Source organism: Pseudoalteromonas sp. KG3 (assembly GCF_030436385.1).
GTDB classification, from domain to species: domain Bacteria; phylum Pseudomonadota; class Gammaproteobacteria; order Enterobacterales; family Alteromonadaceae; genus Pseudoalteromonas; species Pseudoalteromonas prydzensis.
Genome location: NZ_CP098523.1, coordinates 3694516 through 3717406, shown reverse-complemented (window position 1 = coordinate 3717406; position 22891 = coordinate 3694516). Strand labels below are relative to the sequence as shown.

The window sequence follows — 22891 nt, the reverse complement described above, 5'->3', positions numbered from 1 at the left end:
ATACAGTTATTTTTTAATCTAGCACTTTGGCGTCATTGGCTTTATTTAATAAACTGCGGCTTTGCGTTAAAAAGTGCGCGGTAGAATCAGAGAAGTACGCTTTCGCATCTGCAAACGAATCAATCAAAGCAGCTTTATCTCCAGCCTTAAGTTTTGCTAAAGTACTTGCAAACGTATCTTGATACTGCGCTAGTAGCTCTTCGACATTATCAAATTGTGCCAGCATGATGTCTGAATAAAGCTCTGGTGATTGTGCGAATAAACGGCCAACCATCATCAACTCTAACTGATATATAGGTGATGAGCAACTGCGTAGCTCTTCAAGAGTGTGGCTTTGCTTTGCTAAAAACTGGCCATATACAAACGTGGTTAAATGGCGCATCACCTGAATAATTTGCATCGCTTCGTCGTGCTTTTTCGCATCGAGTTCAACAAGCTGACAGCCCCACACTTGCAACTGGGATAACAAGCCTTGTGCTACCTCATGGTTACGGCCTTCACAGACCACCACAGTTTGTTTTACCCAATGAGAGATATCTGGACCAAACATCGGATGCAAGCCAACTACGGGCCCCTTATGCACCGCTTTTAATACTTTTAACGGCGCTTGCTTAACCGATGTAATATCAACTAATAAGCACTCATCATCGAGCTTAGGTAAGGAAGTGACCACTGTTTCTAAGGCATTAATAGGCACACTGATCATCACCAGTTTCGCACCTGCTAATATTTCTTGCGCGTTACTTTGCTGTTCTTTGTCGAGTATTCTAACTTCATACCCTGAGCGAATAAATTGCTGAGCAAATAACTGCCCCATCGCGCCTTGACCACCCACAATAACAATAGGTGATAATTGCGGTGCACTACATGCAAGTTTCGCTTGTTGGTTTTGGTATGCTTCACGCATCATACGACGTAGGATATCTTCGACTAATTCAGGGTTAACACCTTGGTTGATTGCTTCTTGGCGACGAGCAGCTAATAACGTAGCTTCACGATCAGGTGCATGCAGTGGCGCCCCAGTTTGCTGTTTAATTGCGCCGATCTGCTCAGTAATACTATTACGTCTAGCCAACAGAGCAACCAACTGGGCATCGCATTCATCAATGCCCTCTCTTAACTTATCTAACTCTTTTATATCCGCCACGCGACTACCACCTTGAAAACTGCAATTTCGTACATTTAAATTTACATAAAAGTAAACTAATCAATACGATAAATACTAACAGGATCAGGTAGCTGTTAAAAGGCTAAATAAGTAAAAGAATGAGGGTTTGAGTTTTAAGTACTGAGCCATATCCTTTAAGGATGACTGAAGTTAAATTCGATATATGTGTAGTACTTTTTAGAATATTGCTTGTGGGCTTCGCTGAGCTCTAATCAAGCTATGGTGATCACTAGAGCTCGATCTTTTAACTTTACTCTTTCACCTCGCTAACTTCTCTTCTCATAAAAACCAAAACGGGTTGCAACCCGAAGGCTGCAACCCGTTTTTTTTGCGTTGCTAAACAGCGCGTATTAGTTAAGCTTTTCTCTAATACGTGCAGATTTACCAGAACGCTCACGTAGATAGTAAAGTTTCGCACGGCGAACTGCACCGCGACGCTTAACTGCTACGCTATCGATAAGAGGGCTGTGCGTTTGGAATACACGCTCAACACCTTCACCGTTCGAAATTTTACGAACTGTGAATGCTGAGTGAAGACCACGATTACGCTTAGCGATTACAACACCTTCAAAGGCCTGTAGACGCTCTTTAGCACCTTCTTTTACTTTTACCTGTACAACCACTGTATCACCAGGGCCAAATGCAGGTACGTCTGTTTTAAGCTGCTCATCTTCAAGCGCTTTAATAATATTTTGGTTTACTTTTGCCATTATGTTTCTCACTTTCCTAGGTGTAACTGTCTTCTAGCCACAAGCTTTTTGGTACTCTTGCTGAAATTTCGCGAGTAATACCGCTTGCTCCTCAGTCAGAGCTAGGTTATGCAACAAGTCAGGACGTCGTAACCAAGTTCTGCCTAATGACTGCATTAGCCGCCATTTTGCTATCTCTTGGTGGTTACCGCTGAGTAATACAGCAGGAACCTGTTTGTCGTCCAATGTTTCTGGCCGTGTATAGTGAGGACAATCTAGCAAGCCATCCGAAAATGAGTCTTGCTCTGCTGATTGGTTGTGTCCTAATACACCTGGCACTAATCGCGCTACTGCGTCAATTAGTGTCATGGCTGGTAGTTCACCACCACTCAAAATAAAATCACCAATTGACCATTCTTCGTCAACGTATGACTCTATTATTCTCTCGTCTATACCTTCATAGCGACCGGCAATTAAAATCAGTTTTTCGGAGTTTGCGAGTTCGCTCGCCCCTTGCTGATCTAATTTGCGCCCTTGCGGGGACATATAAATTACTTTTGCACCATCACCTGCCGCCTGTTTGGCGTCAAGAATGGCTTGTTTCAATGGTTCAACCATCATTAACATACCTGGACCGCCCCCGTAAGGACGATCATCAACGGTTCTATGCTTATCAGTAGCATAGTCACGTGGGTTCCAGCAGTTAAAATCGATTAAACCATTTTTTACTGCGCGACCAGTTACACCTTGCGTTGTAATTGCATCAAACATGTCCGGGAAAAGGCTAATCACCCCTACCCACAACGAACTCGTTTGACTCATTAAAAGCCAGGATCCCAGTCTACGGTAATTTCTCTCGCATCGTGTTTAACTTCTTTGATAACTGAATCAGTTAAAAATGGTATTAAACGCTCTGCTTGGCCAAATGCATCTTTATTATTTGCTTTCACAACTAATACGTCATTTGAGCCTGTCTCCATCAGGTCATCAACTATGCCTAAGTTATAACCTTTATCAGTTACAACCGACATACCAATGAGATCTCGCCAATAGAACTCGCCTTGCGGCAGTTCTGGTAATTGCGCTGCATCCACAGAAATTTCTGCATGGGTATAAGCCATTGCTTCGTCTCGGTCGTTTACTTGCGCAATTTTAGCGATAAAGCCTTTGTTGTGGCGACGCCAGTCGACCACTTCTAAGGTCTGCCATTTACCTTGTTGCCCTATCAACCACGGGCTGAAATCGAAGATCCCTTGGGGATCATCAGTAAATGAATGTACCTTAAGCCAGCCCTTTATACCATACGGGGCACCGAGCTTTCCTACGACAATTATTGATGAGGTGTTCTCTTGACTCATGGTTACACTTACGCCTATTAAGCCGCTTTACGAGCGTCTTTTACTAACTTACTTACGCGATCTGAAAGAGATGCGCCCTGACCTACCCAGTGTTCTACACGAGATAAATCTAAACGTACTTTTTCTTCTTGACCACTAGCAATTGGGTTAAAAAAGCCTACTTTCTCGATGAAGCGACCGTCACGCGAGAAACGGCTATCCGCAACCACAATTTGATAGAAAGGGCGTTTTTTAGCGCCACCACGTTGCAAACGAATAGTTACCATACCGTCCTCTAAATAGATTGACTGTTTTCATTAATAAGATTTACTCCCCAGTATGGGGAGCTGGGGAATTGTACGAGTTTTTAGCAACAATGCAAGTAAGAAGTGACTCGAAATGAGTGTTAAGTTGATTAAACTATGATCTACGCGTTAATTCAGACTATATCGCGCTTTCACTGCATAATTTATCCACAAAAAAAGAGGCTATTTACCTCTTTTTTCATTAACTAAATGACGCTTTCATCGAATGTTAGCCAAAAACTTAGAATTTAGGGCCACCGCCACCCATCATTCCTGGCGGTAACATGCCTTTCATGCCACGCATCATTTTTTGCATACCGCCTTTGCCTTTCATTTTTTTCATCATCTTTTGCATTTGCGTAAACTGTTTTAGCAATTTATTGATCTCTTGTACTTGCGTACCAGAGCCTGCTGCAATACGTTTTTTACGCGAGCCTTTAATGATCTCTGGACGCGCACGTTCTTTTTTGGTCATTGAACTGATGATCGCTTCCATTTGAATAAAGGTTTTATCACCCATTTGCCCTTTTACTGCATCAGGCAAGTTGGCCATACCTGGAAGTTTATCAAGCATTGACATCATGCCACCCATGTTTTTCATTTGCTTTAGCTGCTCGGCAAAATCATCTAGGGTAAAGCCATCACCTTTAAATACTTTTTCAGCAACTTTTGCAGCTTGCTCTTTATCGACTTTCATTTCGACTTCTTCGATCAATGAAAGTACATCACCCATGCCAAGTATGCGCGACGCGATACGATCGGGGTGGAATGGTTCTAACGCATCAGTGCGCTCACCCACACCCATAAACTTAATTGGCTTGCCGGTAATATGGCGAATAGATAAGGCAGCACCACCACGGGCATCACCATCTGTCTTGGTGAGGATCACACCTGTGAGCGGTAATGCTTCATCGAATGCTTTGGCTGTATTCGCCGCATCTTGACCTGTCATTGCATCAACGACAAATAAGGTTTCGATTGGGTTGATTGCATGATGCAGATTTTTTATTTCGTCCATCATGTCACTATCAACATGTAAACGACCTGCGGTATCAACTAATACAACGTCGATAAATTTCTTTTTGGCATGAGAAATAGCCGCTGTTGCAATATCAACAGGCTGTTGTGAAATATCACTTGGGAAAAACTCAACGCCAACTTCATCGGCCAGTGTTTCTAACTGTTTGATCGCTGCAGGGCGATAAACGTCGGCACTAACAACTAGTACTGATTTCTTTTTGCGCTCTTTTAAAAACTTAGCAAGCTTAGCTACACTGGTCGTTTTACCCGCGCCTTGCAGGCCCGCCATCATTACAACGGCTGGCGGTTGTGCATTTAAGCTCAGCTCTTCATTTGCTTCGCCCATAGCCTTTTCAAGTTCTTCGCGAACAATTTTTATGAATACTTGCCCTGGGCTTAGGCTTTTAGTGACTTCAATACCTACTGCGCGCTCTTTAACTTGTTTAACAAACTCGCGAACAACAGGCAAAGCAACGTCGGCTTCTAAAAAGGCCATACGCACTTCGCGTAGCGTGTCTTTTATATTGTCTTCTGTAAGGCGCCCACGGCCGCTAATATTTTTTAAGGTTTTACCTAATCGTTCTTGGAGGTTCTCAAACATGTAAAGGTTCCGATCAAACGTGATATACCAATTTTCCCATCAAGGTTATTACTGCAAGTTTACCACTTGGCGTAAATAGCGCGATTTCTAGAATCAGTATTATTAAAATTTTAATTAAAAACAGTATACCGTAAATGGTGGCGCACAATACAGTGTTCAAGTGCGCTGTTTGAGTTTCTTTTTACAAACTCTATGCAATTGCCTTGCTATAAAATACAATGTCCTTACTCTAACAAGGAATATTTGACTCAAATTGAGTGGCCCAAGCACTATGCTGATTATTAGTTTAACTATTATTGCCAGTTTATTTTATATCTTAGCAACGTCTCACGTGTTGTCTCGGTTATTTCACCAACAAGGGCCGAGCCAAAAGCTGACGATTATTCTCAGTACAGTGGCGATCTTAGCGCACATGTTATTATTGGTGAATTCAGTATTTCGCACCGATGGCCAAGATTTAAGTATTGTTAATGTGGCACTACTAACCTGCTGGGTAATTGTAGTGTCGGTCACTACTGTGTCATTAAAGTTTCCTGCAACCTTACTCCTGCCGGTAGTGTATGGCTTTGCGGCATTACTTACTATTGCCAGTTTATTCATTCCACATCATATTTTATTGCAAAGTATTAATGTCGAAATCGGTTTAGTCACTCATATTTCACTTTCATTACTTGCCTACTGCGTATTAATTATTGCTACTTTATATAGCGTGCAATTTTACTTTATCGACAAACGTTTAAAGCGCAAAGATTTAGCCATAGTACACAGCCACCTGCCACCTTTAATGGTCGTTGAGCGTCAGCTTTATCACTTATTAACGTTAGGCACCGTGTTATTGACGATGGCGCTGTTATCTGGGTTTGTGTTCCTAGATGGCATGTTTGCAACAGAGTTTATTCATAAAACCGTTTTATCATTGATTGCTTGGGCCATGTTCGCAACTGTAACTGTAGGTCACTTAACGCAAGGCTGGCGTGGTAAACCCGTTGTACTGGCTATCATGGCTGCTGCTTTTGTTTTAACGTTGGCTTATTTTGGTAGCCGTTTTGTGCAAGAGGTGATCCTGAATAAGTTTTAACTTGACTCAGGCAGCTCACTCCCGCTTAATACACATTGGTTAAATAAAAAAGGATCCTTCTTTGGACAGCATCTCTACAAGTGTTTTGTTTATAATACTTGGAATACTTATACTTTGTTCTGCATATTTTTCTGGTTCTGAAACAGGCATTATGTCAATTAACAGAATCCGCTTACGTCACCTTGCTAAAGAAAACCATCGCGCAGCAAAGCGTGTCAACAAACTGTTGAGCCGCCCTGATAGACTGATAGGCCTTATCCTAATCGGTAATAACTTGGTAAACATTGCTGCCGCACAGGTTGCAACCATCATAGGTATTCGCTTATACGGTGATTTAGGTATCGCTATTGCTACCGGTGCATTGACCCTAGTAGTATTAATTTTTGCTGAAGTAACGCCAAAAACGTTAGCCGCCCTTTACCCTGAGCGAGTTGCCTTTCCAAGTTCGATAGTACTTAAAGGATTACTCAAAATTCTGTTTCCATTTGTCGTCATTGTAAACTGGATGACCAACGGGATATTACGGTTATTTGGTATTAGTGCTGCACAAATTGAAGAGCACAGCATGAGTAAAGAAGAATTAAAAACCGTGCTGAATGAATCTGGTGCACTGATCCCCGCTCGCCACCAAAGTATGTTGACCTCTATTTTAGATTTAGAACAAGTCACCGTTGAAGATATTATGATCCCACGTAATGAAATAGTGGCGATTGATATTAACGATGACTGGAAGCTGATCAGTAAGCAGTTAACTCACGCACAACATACACGTGTATTACTTTACCGTGATCAAATTGATGATGCGGTTGGTTTTATTCATTCGCGTGATGCGCTGCGGTTATTAACGAAAGAGCAGTTTGATAAGCCATCACTACTTCGCGCAGTGCGTGAGATTTATTTTATCCCTGAAGGCACGTCATTAAATACCCAGCTATTAAAATTTCAACAATCGAAAGAACGTATTGGTCTAGTAGTTGATGAATATGGTGATATTCAAGGGCTTGTAACCTTAGAAGATATCCTAGAGGAAGTGGTCGGTGATTTTACTACCACACAAACTCGTACGCCAAGCGAAGAAGTCGTTCCACAAGATGATGGTTCATTTTTAGTTGATGGCGGCGCGAACGTACGTGATCTGAATAAAGAAATGGATTGGGAATTCCCACTTGATGGGCCAAAAACATTAAGCGGTTTGATTGTCGAATACTTAGAAGATATTCCAGATGCGAATTTAAGTTTACGTATTGCAGGTTACCCTATAGAAGTAGTTGAAGTGAAAGAAAACATGATCAAACTAGTTCGTATCCAAGCCAATAAACGTAGAATATAAATCTTTAAGTAGAGTAGTACTTCACTACTCTACTACTACCCCTCATCATTTACTTTCTGCAATTGTCTGCTGCTATTACTCATTTAATCTTAAATATTAAGTTATTATATACCCTACTAACTTTATAGTTTATAAGAAAAGTTTTATTACTGAACTCAGTCGCCCCTATAAAAGAAAATATCACCACCCCATTTCCACAACGCGATATGCATATACATCAATTTCCTGGAAAATAAACCGAATACTAAAAAGCCCGCAATGCGGGCTGTTCAAATAATCAGAGTTCAGGTTAACTAAATAACCTTTCTAGCCAACTTTTATCTAGATCTGCTTCGCACTTTTTAAGTTGTGCACCATAGCGACTGGCGCGGTATTTAACTTTATTTGCCACCGCCATTAGCCATTGTTTCTTTTTATAGGTGCCACGTTTGTAGCCGCCCCAACCCTCATGATAATTAAGGTATTGCGCATAAGCATCCCACTTCGACACACCATTTACTTTATGGGTTTTATAGACAAACCACCCCATAAAGTCGATCGCATCATCAAAATCATCTCGATCTGCACCGCTGTTACCCGTCTCACGAATGTAATCAGCCCAAGTGGGAGTTTTCGCTTGTGAGTAACCATAGGCTGAACTTGCTCTGCCAGTGGGAATGATCCATAAAAAATATTCCATAGGTGGCGCAGCATCATGTCTAAAAGAACTTTCTTGGTACATCATGCTCATTAGTACATGTTTAGGCGATCCCCACTTTTCTTGAGCATCTCTTGCGTCATAATACCAATCATTTTTTTCTTCAAAAATCTTACATATATCATTAGGTTGCTTTGGAGGAGCAGTTGCGCAGCCTGTTAACGCAGCCCCCAGCGATAAAATAATTAAATTTTTTTTCATTTTTTTTGATTCTCGCTGAACTTTTTATAAAAGCGTAAGTCCTACTTTATGAATGCGCAGTTTAGCATTGTTTATCCCTGAAGAATCTTTACGCAGCCAACTTGGGCTGCGTTTTTTTTGCCTGTTTAGTTTGCGTTAAAATACGCATCTAAAAACGCATTAAATGTCACATTATCAGCTGCTTTCAAGGTTTGCTCAGCAACAAAGGATTGCTCGGCCTGCTGCTTTAAGTAACTATCTGAGTACACATGATAAGGTGTATCCACGTGACTTTGCTGATAGTTTCTTGCAAGTGCTAATGCAAAATGACCATTATCAAGACCCGACTCTTTAAGTTGCTTAACATACCGCCCAGAATACGTTAACTCAGGATCTGCAACCCATTGGCTTAATCGCGTGATGGTTTCACTGTAGTAACTCACCCCATACGCTTCATCCATATATGCTGCAACATGGTTTAACTGGCTAAAAATATCTGAGCCCCACGTAGCTAAGCTACATGCTTCTCCAGAACGATTTAACATCACCTGCACGGCACGGCCATCACTGACTACGGTATCTAAATTCTCAGTGCTGCGTTGTTGCGAATCCCAATCCATCGTTGGTGAGTCTTTTAATAAGCAATAAGTTAAAAACACATCTAAAAAGTGAATTTGCTCAATATCGATTCCTGTCGCTGTAAATGGGTTTACATCCAAAGCACGAATTTCGATGTACTCAATGCCCCCACGTAGTAATGCATCTGTTGGCGTTTCGCCACTGTTCGCATTACGTTTCGGGCGAATTGGCGAGTAAAATTCATTTTCAATCTGTAACACATTCTTATTCAGTTGCTTTGGCTGGGCATCTCTATAATCCGCAAGCTGACCATAAATATCAGACGGTGAATTGATTGCCGCTTTTAGCCCCGCAATGTACTCTTCTAATGAGTTATACATTACTTTTAATGAAGACTGGGCGCTATTAGTGTAGCCTAAATTACCTAAGCGTAACGCGGTGCCAGTTTCAAGATACAGTGTGCCTTTACCAAGTTTCTTAAAAGGAAGGTCGGTACTGCGGCCTTGTAAAAAAGAATTACATAATGCCGGTGAAGCGCCAAATAAATAGCTGATCAGCCACAGTTCACGCTTAAAGTTACGGATCAAACCTAAATAGCCTGACGAAATAAAATCTTGTAATGGCCCTGTATCGCCTTTAATCGTTTGTAGGCTTTGCCAAAAAGTAGTTGGAAATGAAATATTAAAATGCACGCCAGCGATTGCTTGCATCATACTACCATAACGGTTTTTAAGGCCTTCACGGTACAGTGTTTTCATACGACCAATATTAGAGTCGCCAAACTGAGCTAATGCGATGTCATCTTGATGCTCGATAAAACACGGCATACTAATAGGCCATAATAATTCATCACCCATTTGCGAAAGGGTGAACTTTTGCAAATCATGTAGCTGATTTAACGTTTCTTCAGCTGAGCCGCTAACAGGCGTAATAAACTCTAATAATGACTCTGAAAAATCAGTGGTGATATGCCCATTCGTTAATGCACAACCAACCCCTTTTGGATGCGGCTGTTGTGAAATCGTACCATTGGGTTGGATCCTTAACGCTTCCCTTTCAATACCACGTTGAATGCCTTTAATTGCGAATTTATGCTGTTCTGGGGCGAGCGCTGTTAACGCTTTAGTTAAATCATGTGTTGTCAAAAATGCTTCCTCGAGCCACGTGGCTTAATCCTAAGTCAATGGGGGCAAATTGATAATACTCAAGGTTTAATAATGGCATAACTGAAATTTCCACTATTTACCATGAAGGTCACCGTGTATTTATTAAGCACACTCGCTGCGGGCAGCTTAGTCCATACCCATATGTTTACTAATCTTGCCATTGTGAGCGCTAATATACAATTGCTTTAATTGCACTACAGTGATGCAATTTAATAGGATTCGCCTGCAGCCAACAATAATCAATTCATAGCACTAGACCGATGATAGCAATTTATATATTCAGTTATTAAAAGATTGTTCATCAGCATTTTTATATTTCTTTGTTTTAGATCATAAAAAAGTAAATTAACAATCGTTTTATAGCCGATAGCACTGAAGCTGCTATCTTTACATTGGTATGAACTTTATAATTATCACTAATAATAAAGCATGTTTAAGGACTACCTATGCGTCGGGGTCAGCAACTACTAAACGAAGAAGTTACTTTTTCACAGCAACAAGAACTTGTCTCTACCACGGACTTACGCGGTGTTATCACTTATGCAAATAAGGAATTTTGTACCATCGCAGGCTACAGTTTAGAAGAGCTGGTTGGCAAAAATCATAATATTGTCCGTCACCCTGATATGCCTAAAGCGGCATTTAAAGAATTGTGGGAAAAACTTAAACAAGGGCACTCGTGGCGCGGCATGGTTAAAAACCGTTGTAAAGATGGCCGTTACTATTGGGTTGATGCATTTGTTACGCCTATTTTTGAACATGGTCAACTGGTTGGCTATCAGTCCGTACGGACAAAACCCAGCGAACAACAAAAACGCCAAGCACAACAGCTATACGCTAAAATAAATGCAGGAAAATCCCTGTCATCTTGGCGTGAATGGGTGACGATACGCCAAACTGCTGCTGTGCTACTGGGCTTAATTGGTCTTGCGTTATTGGCCGCGTTTGTATCTGTTACTGCTGCACTGATCGCGGCGTTATTTTGCTTAGCTGTTGTTGCCTTAAATTATGACGAATTAATCGTAACGCCAAGTGCCTTAAAACAGCAAAAGTTACTCCATGATTCAGTGTCTCGCTATGTCTATGTTGGCCATCATCCGTTTAGCATCAGTGAATATAATATACAGATGCTGAACGCTAAATTACGGACAGTATTGGGCCGAGTAAAAGACACCACGAGCACTTTTACGGGTATAGCGGCTGATTTAGATGAACAATCCACCCTAACCGAACAAGGGATTGCATCACAAGGACAGCGTCTTAGCCAAATAGCCACTGCCATGTCACAAATGAGCGCAACTATCGGTGAGATATCGGGCAATACTCACGATACCGCTGGGAAAGTGAACCTTACTTATCAAAGTTGTACCGATATAAAACTTCACATTGCTGATAATAGCGCGATGGTCTCTGATCTTGCGCTGCAAGTTGAGCAAGCTGCAAGTACAGCTAACTCACTTGCCACCGAGGCTGATAAAATTGACCAAGTAATGACTGAAATTGAAGGTATAGCTGAACAAACCAATTTGCTGGCTTTAAATGCCGCGATTGAAGCCGCGCGAGCAGGAGAACACGGTCGTGGTTTTGCCGTGGTTGCTGATGAAGTACGTGCATTATCATCTCGGACACAGCGTGCTACTGCACAAATCCATAGTTCTATTAAAGAAATTCAAGATACCCTGTTTAGCTGGTCTACGGTGATGAAAAACACTAAAGCGCAAGCCGACGAGTGTGTAAATACCACAGGTCATACGCAAACTGAACTGGATAGTATTTTCGCGCAGATCAGTGAAATATCGCAACTTGCCACACAAATATCTTCGGCTGCAGAGCAACAGCAAGCGGTCAGCCTTGATATTAGCGATAACATTACGCAAATAAAAAGTTACAGTGACGAGAACTTAACATTGAGTTTTAATGTCGCTAGTGGCGCTGCACAACTAGTTGAAGGCTCTCGAAAAGTAAACGATATCCTGCTTACTTTTAAAGTGTAACGACTTTAGTCCATAAAAAAAACCGCTAAGTTATGAACACTAGCGGTTTTTTTATAGGCATAAATTGATTAGCGACAGCTAAATATTAAGCCACTTTCATCAGCATCGATGACTATCATGTCACCACTTTGATATTCACCAGCGAGTAATTTCTGAGATAGCGGATTTTCAATCGTGTGCTGAATTGCACGCTTGAGTGGCCGCGCGCCATAAACGGGATCAAAACCGCTGGCAGCAATACGCTCAAGTGCTGCATCACTTATTTGCAGTAAGTACCCCATTGCTGTTAAACGCTCACGTAGCTTGCTGAGTTGAATATCAGCAATTTCTTTAATGTGTTCGTTAGCAAGCGGATGAAATACCACGGTTTCATCAATCCGGTTAATAAATTCAGGTCTAAACTCATTAACCAAAACGCCCATCACTTTTTCTTTCAACGCTGCGTAATCGTTATTACCTGTTTGCTCTTGAATAATATCCGAGCCTAAATTTGAGGTCATAATGATCACCGTATTTTTAAAATCAACGGTGCGACCTTGGCCATCGGTTAAGCGGCCATCATCCAATACTTGCAGTAGAATATTAAACACATCAGGGTGCGCTTTTTCAATTTCATCAAGTAAAATGACTGAATAAGGACGACGACGTACGGCTTCGGTTAAATAGCCACCTTCTTCGTAGCCAACATAGCCCGGCGGTGCGCCGACTAAGCGCGCAACTGAGTGTTTCTCCATAAACTCAGACATATCAATGCGCACCATCGCGCTTTCAGTGTCAAACATATAGCCCGCGAGCGCTTTCGTCAGCTCAGTTTTACCCACCCCAGTTGGGCCTAAGAATAAAAACGAGCCAATTGGACGGTTAGGATCTGCAAGTCCTGCGCGCGAGCGACGGATCGCATTGGCAACTGCCACTACAGCTTCGTCTTGACCAATGACTTTATGATGTAGTTGTTCTTCCATTTGCAGCAGTTTCTCACGCTCACCTTGGAGCATCCGCGATACCGGAATACCGGTCCAACGAGAAAGTATCTCGGCGATTTCGTCTTCACCGACTTGGTTTTTCAATAAACTCATTTCTTGCATTTCGGCTTGTGAGGCCAAATCAAGTTTACGCTCCAAATCAGGAATACGACCATATTGCAATTCTGACATACGCTGTAAGTCAGTGGCGCGACGGGCAACATCTAAATCTAAGCGCGCTTGCTCAAGCTCCGCTTTGATCACTTGCGTGCCTTGTAAAGATGCTTTTTCAGAAGTCCATACTTCATCAAGCTCACGATATTGTGCTTCAAGTTCAGTGATCAGCTCTTGCATTTCGCTGCGGCGCTTTTGACTGGCGTCGTCTTTTTCTTTAGCTAGCGCATTATCTTCAAGTTTTAGCTGAATAATACGGCGCTCTAATTTATCTAGCGACTCTGGCTTTGAATCAATTTGCAGGCGAATAGACGACCCCGCTTCATCAATTAAATCAATAGCTTTATCTGGCAGCTGCCGGTCGCTAATATAACGGTGTGACAAGTGCGCAGCTGCTACTATTGCCGGATCGGTAATTTCAACACTGTGATGTAGCTCATAACGCTCTTTTAAGCCACGTAAAATAGCAATGGTGTCTTCAACCGACGGCTCTTCCACCAGCACTTTTTGGAAACGACGCTCTAAAGCGGCATCTTTTTCGATGTATTTACGGTACTCATCTAAGGTGGTTGCGCCGACACAATGCAGCTCACCACGTGCTAATGCGGGTTTGAGCATATTGCCCGCATCCATCGCACCATCGCTCTTACCAGCGCCAACCATAGTATGAATTTCATCAATAAATAAAATCACTTGGCCTTCTTCTTTGGCCAGCTCATTGAGCACCGATTTTAACCGCTCTTCAAACTCACCACGGTATTTAGCACCGGCTACCAAGGCACCTAAATCAAGCGATAACACACGTTTGTTTTTCAAGCCTTCTGGCACTTCACCATTAATAATACGCTGCGCGAGCCCTTCCGCAATCGCGGTTTTACCCACACCAGGTTCGCCAATTAATACTGGGTTATTTTTGGTGCGTCGCTGCAGAACTTGAATTGTACGGCGAATTTCGTCATCCCGACCGATAACTGGATCAAGTTTGCCTTGCTCTGCACGTTCCGTTAAATCGATGGTGAATTTTTTAAGCGCTTGACGAGTATCCTCCGCATTTGGGTCATCAACCTTTTGACCACCACGAATGGCTTTGATAGCGGCTTCTATCTTTGTGCTGGTCATATTTAGCGCACGGAAAATATCACCTAGCGGGCCTTTATCTTCACAGGCAGCTAATACAAACAGTTCGCTGGAGATATATTTATCTTTACGTTTTTGTGCGTATTTATCGCATAAGTTGATCAGTGAAACCATATTGTTTGACAACTGCACGTCGCCACCAACACCTTCCACTTTAAATAGCTTTTCTATCTCTTGCGATAACTTGGTATTGAGTTCATCGGCACTTACACTGGCTTGAGCCAATAACGCACGCACACTTGAGCCACTTTGCTGCAAGAGTGAATACATTAAATGTACCGGTTCAATAAATTGATGATCACGACCAAGCGCTAATGACTGAGCGTCAGAGAGCGCAGATTGAAATTTACTGGTAAATCGATCTAAACGCATAAGGGGTTACCTATTAAAAAAACTAATTACTTAATTAATGGGTATGCTCGGCACTTTGATCAAGGCTTAGGAGAAAATATACTCACTGAATAGACTATTACTTGCGCCAGATCAAAGAAGCCATACGCCCTGTTTGACCATCGCGACGATATGAAAAGAATTGTTCACTATTGCTAACTGTACAGTACTCACCACCACTAATATTTCTTATTCCTAGGTTAATAAGCTCTGTGGTTGCAAGCAGATAAATATCTGCTAAATATTTACCATCCGCTTGTGCCACAAATGCAGTGTGATGAGTTGCTGATTGCTCACAGAAAAGTGCTTTTACTTCACTGCCGACCTCAAACTTTGCAGCACCTATGGCAGGACCTAACCACGCTCTGATCTGTGCTGGAGGGCAGCTAAAGTGACGCAAAGTATTGGCGATAATACCCGCATGCAAACCGCGCCAGCCACCATGAATAGCAGCCACCTCTTCACCACTTTCACTGGTAAGCAAAATCGGCAGGCAATCTGCTGTCATAATTGCCAGCGGTTGATTTTTTAATCGGGTATAGAGTGCATCCGCATCATAATTAGCATGTGGGTCAAAATACTCATCCACAACAACAACTTCACTGCTATGGACTTGGTTAAGCCACACCGGTGCTTGAGGAAGCTGAGCAGCTAAAAGCGCGCGATTCGTTAATACCGCGTGCTGATCATCGCCCACATGTAGGCCTAAGTTTAAACTCGCAAAAGGCGCATCAGATACACCGCCCTGACGAGTTGTACTGAGAGCCCCTACATTGGGTGGCGCTGTCCAATTAGGATAAAGCATTAAGGCAGCTTAAAAATCGATATTTGGGTTAGCTTTAGTATCTTCACGCAGTACGTGAGTCATGGCGACCATATCATCTGGAATAGGCGCTTGCCAGGTCATCATTTCACCGGTGATAGGATGCGCAATACTTAACTTAACAGCGTGTAATGCTTGACGATTAAACTCACGTAACATCTGGAATAATTCAGGTGTTGCACCTTTTGGTGGACGTGGACGACCGCCATATGCTTTATCACCAATTAATGGATGATTGATAAATGCCATATGCACACGAATTTGGTGCGTACGACCTGTTTCTAAACGCAGGCGTAATCGCGTATGAGCACGGAATTTTTCAGCAACACGGTAATGCGTAATCGCGGGTTTCCCCTGCTCATGCACTGCCATATGCGTACGCTGTGTAGGATGACGACCAATTGGCTTTTCAACCATACCACCGGCAGTCATGGTGCCATTACAAATTGCTTCGTATTCACGGGTGAAGTTTTCGCGTTTTTGCAAGGCTTTAACTAAATGTGTTTGTGCCTGAATCGTTTTAGCTACCACCATTAAACCGGTAGTATCTTTATCTAGACGATGCACAATCCCTGCGCGCGGTACATTAATGATATCTGGATAATGATGCAACAATGCATTGAGCACTGTGCCATCAGGATTACCTGCACCTGGGTGTACAACTAACCCCATAGGTTTGTTAATAACCAAAATATCATCATCTTCATAAACGATGTTTAATTTGATATCTTGTGCTAAGTATTCACGTGGTGCTTCAATACTTGTTTCAACATTTACAACCTCACCACCAAAGAGTTTTTCTCTTGGCGTGTTGAAAATTTCACCATCTACGGTGATTTTATCATCTAAAATCCACGTTTTTATACGTGAACGCGAATAATCCGGGAACAATTGTGCTAATACTTGGTCTAGACGTTTACCGCCTAACTCAGTTGGCACATCGGCTTGAAGAGAAATTTGCTCTGTCATTAGTAACTTTACCCAATTTACCAGTGCAAGCTGTGCTCGACTGGGTTAGAATCGCTTTTAATAAAAGCATTATATAATAAGCATAGTTTACTCGGTTTTACCCACTTGGCCTAGCCGAAGACATCGAAGGTAACAAATAAAATGATAAATAGAATAGGGAAACGTGCATTTGCCATTGTTTTTACAGTTTCATTACTTGGTTTAGGTGCATGTTCGTCAGCACCTGATGAAGAAGATATCCAACGCGTTCCTAATAAGTCAGCGCAGGCATTGTATGAAGATGCTAAACAAACGCTTGATTCAGGCTTATATGCGCGAGCAATAGAGCTGTTGAGTGCGATTGATTCGCGCTATCCATTTGGCCCTATGTCAAAACAAGTGCAAATGGACTTAGTTTATGCCCATTACCAAGCAGGTAATACTGAGCAAGCACTGGCAACCATTGATCGCTTTATCCGTTTAAACCCAAATCACAAAGATTTAGACTATATGTACTACATGCGTGGTTTGGTAAATATTAAAGCCGATAAAAACGCCTTTCAGGAATACTTTGGCGTTGACCGCGCCGATCGCGATGCTAATCGTACCCGTGTTGCCTTTACTGATTTATCAACCTTAGTTAATCGCTTCCCTGACAGTGGCTATGCCCCTGAAGCAAAAAGACGGTTAGTTTGGTTGCTCAATAAAATGGCCCGTTACGAATTAAAAGTGGCTGATTATTACTATGAGCGTGAAGCTTATTTAGCAGCTGCAAATCGCGGTAAATACGTTGTTGAACATTATTCGCAAAGTAGTTATTTAGATCAAGCACTCGAAATGATGGAAAAAAGCTACAACAAGCTTGGTTTACCTGAATTAAGTGAACACGCTAAGCTGACTCGCGAGCAAAATAAACGCAAGTAAATTCCAAATACAAAAAAAAGCGCTACTTATGATTTATAAGTAGCGCTTTTTTAATGTCTGACTTTTAAATTAAATCGCGTCTTCGTCCTCTTCTGCGGTACGAATGCGTACAACACGCTCAACGTCAGTGACAAAAATCTTACCATCACCAATTTTACCGGTTTGTGCTGTTTTAACAATCACTTCAATAGCACGTTCAACATCATCATCACCAAGCACGATATCAAGTTTCACTTTCGGTAAGAAATCAACCATGTATTCAGCACCACGATAAAGCTCGGTATGGCCTTTTTGACGGCCAAAACCTTTCACTTCACTAACGGTCATCCCGGTGATACCTACATCAGACAATGCTTCACGGACATCATCAAGTTTAAATGGTTTAATTATTGCTTCAATTTTTTTCATTATTAGTCGCTGCTCTTATATTGCCAATTGGGTCGATTTTAGACAATCCTGCACTTCATAGCAAACAAAGCAATTGAATTACGGTGATTTAATCGCCAGCAATGGTATGATTGCTCCAATAGGAGCAACTACACTCAGGGTAAGTTGCTCAAAGTGCACTGTTTACTCAGTGCCATCCAGTATTAGAGGTGAACATGAAAAAACCGCAACATGGCTTTACACTACTTGAGTTGATGGTCACCATTGCCATAGTCGGCATTGTGGCTGCAATTGCTCTATGGGATAGCAGTGACATGCTTGAAGAAAACAGGGCCGAAAATTTTTTACTCGATCTCAAGCGTAATATTAGCTTTGCCCGTGCACAAGCCGCTAGTACAGATGAAATAGTTATAATCTGCCCAGTCCTCAATACAGTTATAGATAGTGCCTCAAATCTCGAATGTAAAAGTGAATGGGGCTCGACTAATACTGTTATCTTATTTATAGATAAAAATAATGACGGGAGCTATGATAGCAAAAATGATAGTCTATTACGCATAATGTCAAAAACCCCCTCTAATGACAAAATAAAATATTCTGGTAATGATAGTACCCTTCGCTTTAACACCAGTGGACGTATTACAACAAAGCCAGGAGATTTTATTTACTGCCCAAGCAGTGATAACGTAAACAATAAAGCGTTAACAGTAAGCCAATCTGGAACTGCTTTTTATGTTGGTAATACCACTAACACCTGCACCTGAAAAACACACAGAACAATCTTGTCATATTTGTATCATTAACTAGACTGAGTAAATAGCTTATCAATTCGGAACTTCAAGGATGAAGTTATTATTAAAAAATAAAGGCGTAACACTAATAACACTTATGGTTACTGTGGCTGTTGTTAGTATAGTCAGTCAACTTTCTATGTGGTTTTATCCTGATTTTTTAGCAAAGAACCGCTTGAATAACCATATAAACTTACTCTACCGAAATATTAATTATGGCCGTTTATATGCAATTGAAAACAACACTTACGTCACTCTTTGCGCTCTTAAAAAGAGCAAATGCATTAAAGACGAGTGGCAAGGGGAAGTGTCTCTATTTATCGATAAAGATAAGTCAACTACATTAGATGATGACGAACTGTTATTAAGTATATTTGAAAAAGTAAATGAGGCAGATAGCTTAGAGTATCCTCGTAGTGCACTTACGTTTCGACCGGATGGTTCGTTAAATGGTTTTCAAAATGGTACTTTTATATATTGCCCTAACAGTGATAAAGCCAATCTTGAAGGATTAGCTTTATCTGTAAGTCAAACGGGCAGAGTTCGCATTAAATCAACTGACAAATGCCAAGAAGAATAACCTTAATTACCTTCCCCAGCAGTAGTCAATATCTTTCCCGTCGTTTGTTTTAGCACCTTTAGCACCTTTAAGACCTGTATCAGTTATAAAAAGCTCAGTGCAATCACCGTCTCCTTTTACCGGCCCCGCTATAGGTTTAGCTGTGATTGTGAAGGTGTTTTTATCAACCACTTTAATAGTTAATTCAAAATGTTTATTTTCTGTCTTACTTTGAACCCCTACATCACTCAGTAATTCTGTATACTCTCTATTATCTACAAAATACTGCTCTTCTTTATTTGCAGCGTCTAATAATGCTGCTACAGCCTCTGCGCGCGAAGCACGCTTTACGTATTCACTATAATTAGGTAAAGCGACTGCAGCTAGAATCCCGACAATTGCAACAGCAATCATTAATTCAATTAAGGTAAAACCGTATTGCTTTTTAATCACTTAAATCTCCTTAATTACTAACTTCATCATTTTCTTCGCGTTTATAAATATATGTTTGCCGAGTTTTAAAGCCAAAACCTAACGCCTTATCATTTATTAATTGTATTTTGTTGTTTACAACATTCAAGCCGGGCCCAGTAATTTCCAGTGGTTGCAGTGGGTTTTTAGCATTATCACCTTTTATGCCCGGTCCAATTAAATAAAATTGGCTTTCCTGTTTTACATCAACGGTCGGGTTATCGTCACATTTACCATCACCATTGCCATCAGCACACGACGGTCCTTCACCAAAGTACAGTTGCGGGGTATCGGGTACGTCATAACTGGTCGAAAATTTCAGCTCGTCGTATACCTTAGTGCCGTAATGTAAATGAAACGCATACAGTGAGCCTCCACCACCACTAAGTGAACACTGATTTACTGTTGCTGTATCTGAAGCCGGAGTAAACGAGGTAAAATAAGCCACTCCACCCACAACTGTAGCTGCGGCAAGTGATTTTTCACCACTTGCAGGGAGACTATAGTACCAACCATTAAACTTACCAAGCTCAACTTCTAGCTGGGTAAATTTATCAACATCATCCAATGCATTTCCAAACGGATCTGCATTCATATTCATCAATTTATTGGTCGTAATAGCTGCTGGGGTATTATTACTAATAAAAGATCGGCTAACTGTATTTATATCTCTGATCATATAAAGTTGATCTTGTACCGTTGTTGCAGTTGGTTTAGAACGATTACCACTGCCAATCAATACCGCGTCATAGGGTGTATCTTGACGTGTAATTACCGTTTTACCATTTATCGTTGTCTCTGTTACTTTACTAAACATAGTACGCGCTACCATCGGTTTATAAAAAAAGCGACGATCTTGGGTTGCAGTACTCCCTCCCAACTCAGCTAATTTAAAATGTGTCCACGGCTGCTGACCATCAGTTGGGTTTTCCGTTGGCATATCAACTCGCCAAACATCCCCCCCAGTATCGGTGGCATACATACGGTCAATAAAACCATCATAATTAGAATCAAGCAAGGCAATATCTGCGGCAATACTATGCTTACCATTAAACCCATTAGCTGGCGTGAGAGACCATACTTTTACACCTGTTTGTGCATCGACTACATAAATACCGCGTCCTTTTGTATCATCTGATCGCGTAACGTTATCTTTATTAGTATCGTAGCCAGCACCAAAAACCAGTACCGGCCTATTTTTATAATTTTTTAAATTGATATACGATACTGTTGGTTTCGACCAGCTTTGTGCCAATTCTTTAAAGTCGCCTTTACCCCCTTCAATTGGTTTGCTCCAAAGACGTTTTGGCTGATTAGGATTTGTAATATCTAAACCATAGTAGTTTTTACCACCACGGCGCATTCCAGCAAAAGCCCATACCTCGTCTCCTTTGCTAGCATCTATAATACCGTCATTCAAACCTTCACTATTTAAGCTTTTATTACTAAAGTAGACACTGATAGGGCCATCCATACCATATACTTTACTATCTGCTTGTTTATTTCTAAGTGGTTTAATAATGTCAAACAGTGCTGAAGGTATAAATGCCCAACTTTCACTTACAGTCTCACCGGCATCTTTAAACATATGTAAGAAGCCAGCATTTGTCCCTATGAGGATGCGAATATCATCATTACCATAATCAATTGCAATTGGTTTTGAATGCAAAGGATCACCAAATATATCAGTGCGTTGGTCTTGTGATGAGCCATCTTTGTCCTCATCATCAACATCTACTCCTCTTGCCCAATTAACATCTTGAGTGGATAAGGTCAGCGGGTTATTAACAATGCCACTGAGAATGTCACTAACAGCCGCAGTATCAAAACTAACAATCGAGCCTTGATTCTCCGTAAATAAATTACGAGTAAGTGGATCTATGGTGCTTAAATAATGGTTTACCCCCCCCTGCGCAACCGCGTTACCATCAGCGGGTTGGCCTGCAGGTAGCCAAAATGTTTTTGCATCTTTTGAAATTAAACCGTCGCTATTAAGAGCAGGCTTGTTTGTCGCATCAACAATCTGACTACCTGAAACTTTTAACTTTTTGAGGTTGCCACGCCAGCGCGCACCTGTTTCTGGATAAAACATTGCAAAATAAATAGCATCACGGCTTCGAGTTTGATCTACGTTATTACTGGCCACTGATGGCGATGAAAAACTATCGTTTACTTCACGAATACGAGAAATCGTATTTTTGAGTGCGTCTGATAATTGTGCTGCAGTATTTGCATGTAAATACTGTCCACCGCCGTAGTCTGCTGTCTCAGTAAGTAGGTTCTTTCCTGAGTTGCTCATACCCGTACCAAAACCAATAGGAAATACACGTCCAATATCAAGTACATTCTTAGTGTTTTTATATAAATCGACTTCCACATCATCAGTACCATGAATTATTTTAGCTAGGGCTGCTAAATAACTATTACTAACAATAGGTGGGTTTTCAGAAAAATAGTCGCGATGAAGATAGTAAATATCATTATTTCTGTTGGAATCATTACTTGGATCTCCATCAGTCATTAAAATAATGTTGATACTATTATCACAACGTAATGGTTCACCCGCTACTGGGGCAAAGGGTGATTTATAAACTCCTGATGACTCTGCGGTAAAATCTCGTTCATTAGTATTACCGCCATAGTATACGTCTTGACCCGTAATATATAAGTACGCCTCCCATAATGTTTCTGCTAATGGGGTTGCCCCACTGGCAGGTAGCTCATCAACTTTATTTAATAACGTTGACTTTTCAGCACCAACTCTGGCTAGTACATATCCACCATTACTGCCATTAAAGCGCATTAAACCAAATTCAATATCATCATTATCGTTCACTAGTTGTGTAATAGCATTTTGTGCAACTCGTAAACGACTGTCTTCACAGATAGCTTGCGCATAACCATTTACAGATTTATAACACTGCTGGTATGCACTATAGCTATCTTTACTTTTGAAGCATTCACTTTCGTAAAAGCCATTCCTATTTCTTTTGTAACACTTTTCTCCATCAACCACATCCCAGGCCATACTTCCCGAGGTATCAAAAATCATAATAACACGTGGCTTTTCATTAGTTTCCACATTGTGGTTAACATAGAGCTCTATGTCTTCACCATTCGCTGATAAACTAATTAATACACAAAATATAGAAATGAGCACTCTCTTTAACGTAAGCTTCAT

At 41.3% G+C, this 22891-nt stretch carries 20 protein-coding genes; 6 read left to right on the top strand and 14 right to left on the bottom strand.

The genetic code is table 11. The features are described 5' to 3' along the window. Nucleotides 1–13: 13 nt before the first annotated feature. From tyrA to ffh, 6 genes are all read right to left on the bottom strand, one after another. A complete protein-coding gene (gene tyrA, locus NDQ71_RS17435; protein ID WP_301561938.1) occupies nt 14–1147 on the bottom strand; it encodes a bifunctional chorismate mutase/prephenate dehydrogenase in 1134 nt (377 codons plus the stop codon). Nucleotides 1148–1518: 371 nt separating this feature from the next. Continuing rightward, nucleotides 1519–1878, bottom strand: a complete 360-nt coding sequence (gene rplS, locus NDQ71_RS17430; RefSeq protein WP_002962189.1) for a 50S ribosomal protein L19 — start codon at nt 1876–1878, stop codon at nt 1519–1521. Nucleotides 1879–1911: 33 nt separating this feature from the next. Next, on the bottom strand, nt 1912–2679 hold the full coding sequence (trmD, locus tag NDQ71_RS17425) for a tRNA (guanosine(37)-N1)-methyltransferase TrmD (RefSeq protein WP_064665862.1): 768 nt from the start codon (nt 2677–2679) through the stop codon (nt 1912–1914). After that, complete coding sequence (gene rimM / locus NDQ71_RS17420; RefSeq protein WP_192540390.1) at nt 2679–3215, bottom strand: ribosome maturation factor RimM; 537 nt, start codon at nt 3213–3215, stop codon at nt 2679–2681. Before rimM ends, trmD begins: the two co-directional genes overlap by 1 nt. 17 nt (nt 3216–3232) lie before the next feature. Continuing rightward, complete coding sequence (rpsP, locus tag NDQ71_RS17415; protein WP_016708927.1) at nt 3233–3481, bottom strand: 30S ribosomal protein S16; 249 nt, start codon at nt 3479–3481, stop codon at nt 3233–3235. Nucleotides 3482–3740: 259 nt separating this feature from the next. Further along, nucleotides 3741–5120, bottom strand: a complete 1380-nt coding sequence (ffh, locus tag NDQ71_RS17410) for a signal recognition particle protein (RefSeq protein WP_064665860.1) — start codon at nt 5118–5120, stop codon at nt 3741–3743. A gap of 271 nt (nt 5121–5391) precedes the next feature. Here ffh and NDQ71_RS17405 point away from each other — a divergent pair, with 271 nt between their 5' ends. Together NDQ71_RS17405 and NDQ71_RS17400 are read left to right on the top strand one after the other, a co-directional pair. Beyond that, nucleotides 5392–6198, top strand: a complete 807-nt coding sequence (locus NDQ71_RS17405; RefSeq protein WP_192540392.1) for an inner membrane protein YpjD — start codon at nt 5392–5394, stop codon at nt 6196–6198. 61 nt (nt 6199–6259) lie between these two features. Then, nucleotides 6260–7528: an HlyC/CorC family transporter gene (locus tag NDQ71_RS17400; protein WP_192540394.1), complete on the top strand. Its 1269-nt coding sequence runs from the start codon at nt 6260–6262 to the stop codon at nt 7526–7528. 289 nt (nt 7529–7817) lie between these two features. Here the strand turns inward: NDQ71_RS17400 and NDQ71_RS17395 are convergent, their stop codons facing one another. Beyond that, nucleotides 7818–8426, bottom strand: coding sequence for a hypothetical protein (locus tag NDQ71_RS17395; protein ID WP_192540395.1), 609 nt, complete (start codon nt 8424–8426; stop codon nt 7818–7820). 125 nt (nt 8427–8551) lie between these two features. Beyond that, nucleotides 8552–10129 (bottom strand): glutamate--cysteine ligase, encoded by a 1578-nt coding sequence (gene gshA / locus NDQ71_RS17390; protein WP_064665856.1) that lies wholly within the window; start codon nt 10127–10129, stop codon nt 8552–8554. Between the two features lie 467 nt (nt 10130–10596). On the opposite strand from gshA, the gene NDQ71_RS17385 reads away from it, so the two are divergent. Next, nucleotides 10597–12144 carry a PAS domain-containing methyl-accepting chemotaxis protein gene (locus NDQ71_RS17385; protein WP_301561937.1) on the top strand — a complete coding sequence of 516 codons (1548 nt, stop codon included), beginning with the start codon at nt 10597–10599 and terminating at the stop codon, nt 12142–12144. 68 nt (nt 12145–12212) lie between these two features. Here NDQ71_RS17385 and clpB read toward each other — a convergent pair whose 3' ends face one another. The 3 genes from clpB to rluD all read right to left on the bottom strand — a co-directional run bounded on the left by clpB (nt 12213) and on the right by rluD (nt 16599). Then, complete coding sequence (clpB, locus tag NDQ71_RS17380) at nt 12213–14789, bottom strand: ATP-dependent chaperone ClpB (protein WP_301561936.1); 2577 nt, start codon at nt 14787–14789, stop codon at nt 12213–12215. Nucleotides 14790–14886: 97 nt separating this feature from the next. Next, nucleotides 14887–15612 carry a peptidoglycan editing factor PgeF gene (gene pgeF / locus NDQ71_RS17375; RefSeq protein WP_064665853.1) on the bottom strand — a complete coding sequence of 242 codons (726 nt, stop codon included), beginning with the start codon at nt 15610–15612 and terminating at the stop codon, nt 14887–14889. 9 nt (nt 15613–15621) lie between these two features. Continuing rightward, nucleotides 15622–16599: a 23S rRNA pseudouridine(1911/1915/1917) synthase RluD gene (gene rluD, locus NDQ71_RS17370; protein WP_064665852.1), complete on the bottom strand. Its 978-nt coding sequence runs from the start codon at nt 16597–16599 to the stop codon at nt 15622–15624. 141 nt (nt 16600–16740) lie between these two features. Between rluD and NDQ71_RS17365 the strand changes: the two genes are divergently transcribed. Beyond that, entirely contained in the window at nt 16741–17502 is a 762-nt protein-coding gene (locus tag NDQ71_RS17365) for an outer membrane protein assembly factor BamD (protein WP_192540402.1), read from the top strand. A gap of 69 nt (nt 17503–17571) precedes the next feature. Here the strand turns inward: NDQ71_RS17365 and NDQ71_RS17360 are convergent, their stop codons facing one another. Next, on the bottom strand, nt 17572–17910 hold the full coding sequence (locus tag NDQ71_RS17360) for a P-II family nitrogen regulator (protein ID WP_192540404.1): 339 nt from the start codon (nt 17908–17910) through the stop codon (nt 17572–17574). A 194-nt stretch (nt 17911–18104) separates the two neighbouring features. Here NDQ71_RS17360 and NDQ71_RS17355 point away from each other — a divergent pair, with 194 nt between their 5' ends. Together NDQ71_RS17355 and NDQ71_RS17350 are read left to right on the top strand one after the other, a co-directional pair. Next, nucleotides 18105–18653: a GspH/FimT family pseudopilin gene (locus tag NDQ71_RS17355; RefSeq protein ID WP_301561935.1), complete on the top strand. Its 549-nt coding sequence runs from the start codon at nt 18105–18107 to the stop codon at nt 18651–18653. Between the two features lie 79 nt (nt 18654–18732). Beyond that, nucleotides 18733–19260: a GspH/FimT family pseudopilin gene (locus NDQ71_RS17350; protein ID WP_301561934.1), complete on the top strand. Its 528-nt coding sequence runs from the start codon at nt 18733–18735 to the stop codon at nt 19258–19260. A 6-nt stretch (nt 19261–19266) separates the two neighbouring features. On the opposite strand, the gene NDQ71_RS17345 is transcribed toward NDQ71_RS17350, so the two are convergent. Together NDQ71_RS17345 and NDQ71_RS17340 are read right to left on the bottom strand one after the other, a co-directional pair. Next, a complete protein-coding gene (locus NDQ71_RS17345) occupies nt 19267–19692 on the bottom strand; it encodes a type IV pilin protein (RefSeq protein ID WP_301561933.1) in 426 nt (141 codons plus the stop codon). Between the two features lie 10 nt (nt 19693–19702). Next, nucleotides 19703–22891, bottom strand: a complete 3189-nt coding sequence (locus NDQ71_RS17340) for a pilus assembly protein (protein WP_301561932.1) — start codon at nt 22889–22891, stop codon at nt 19703–19705.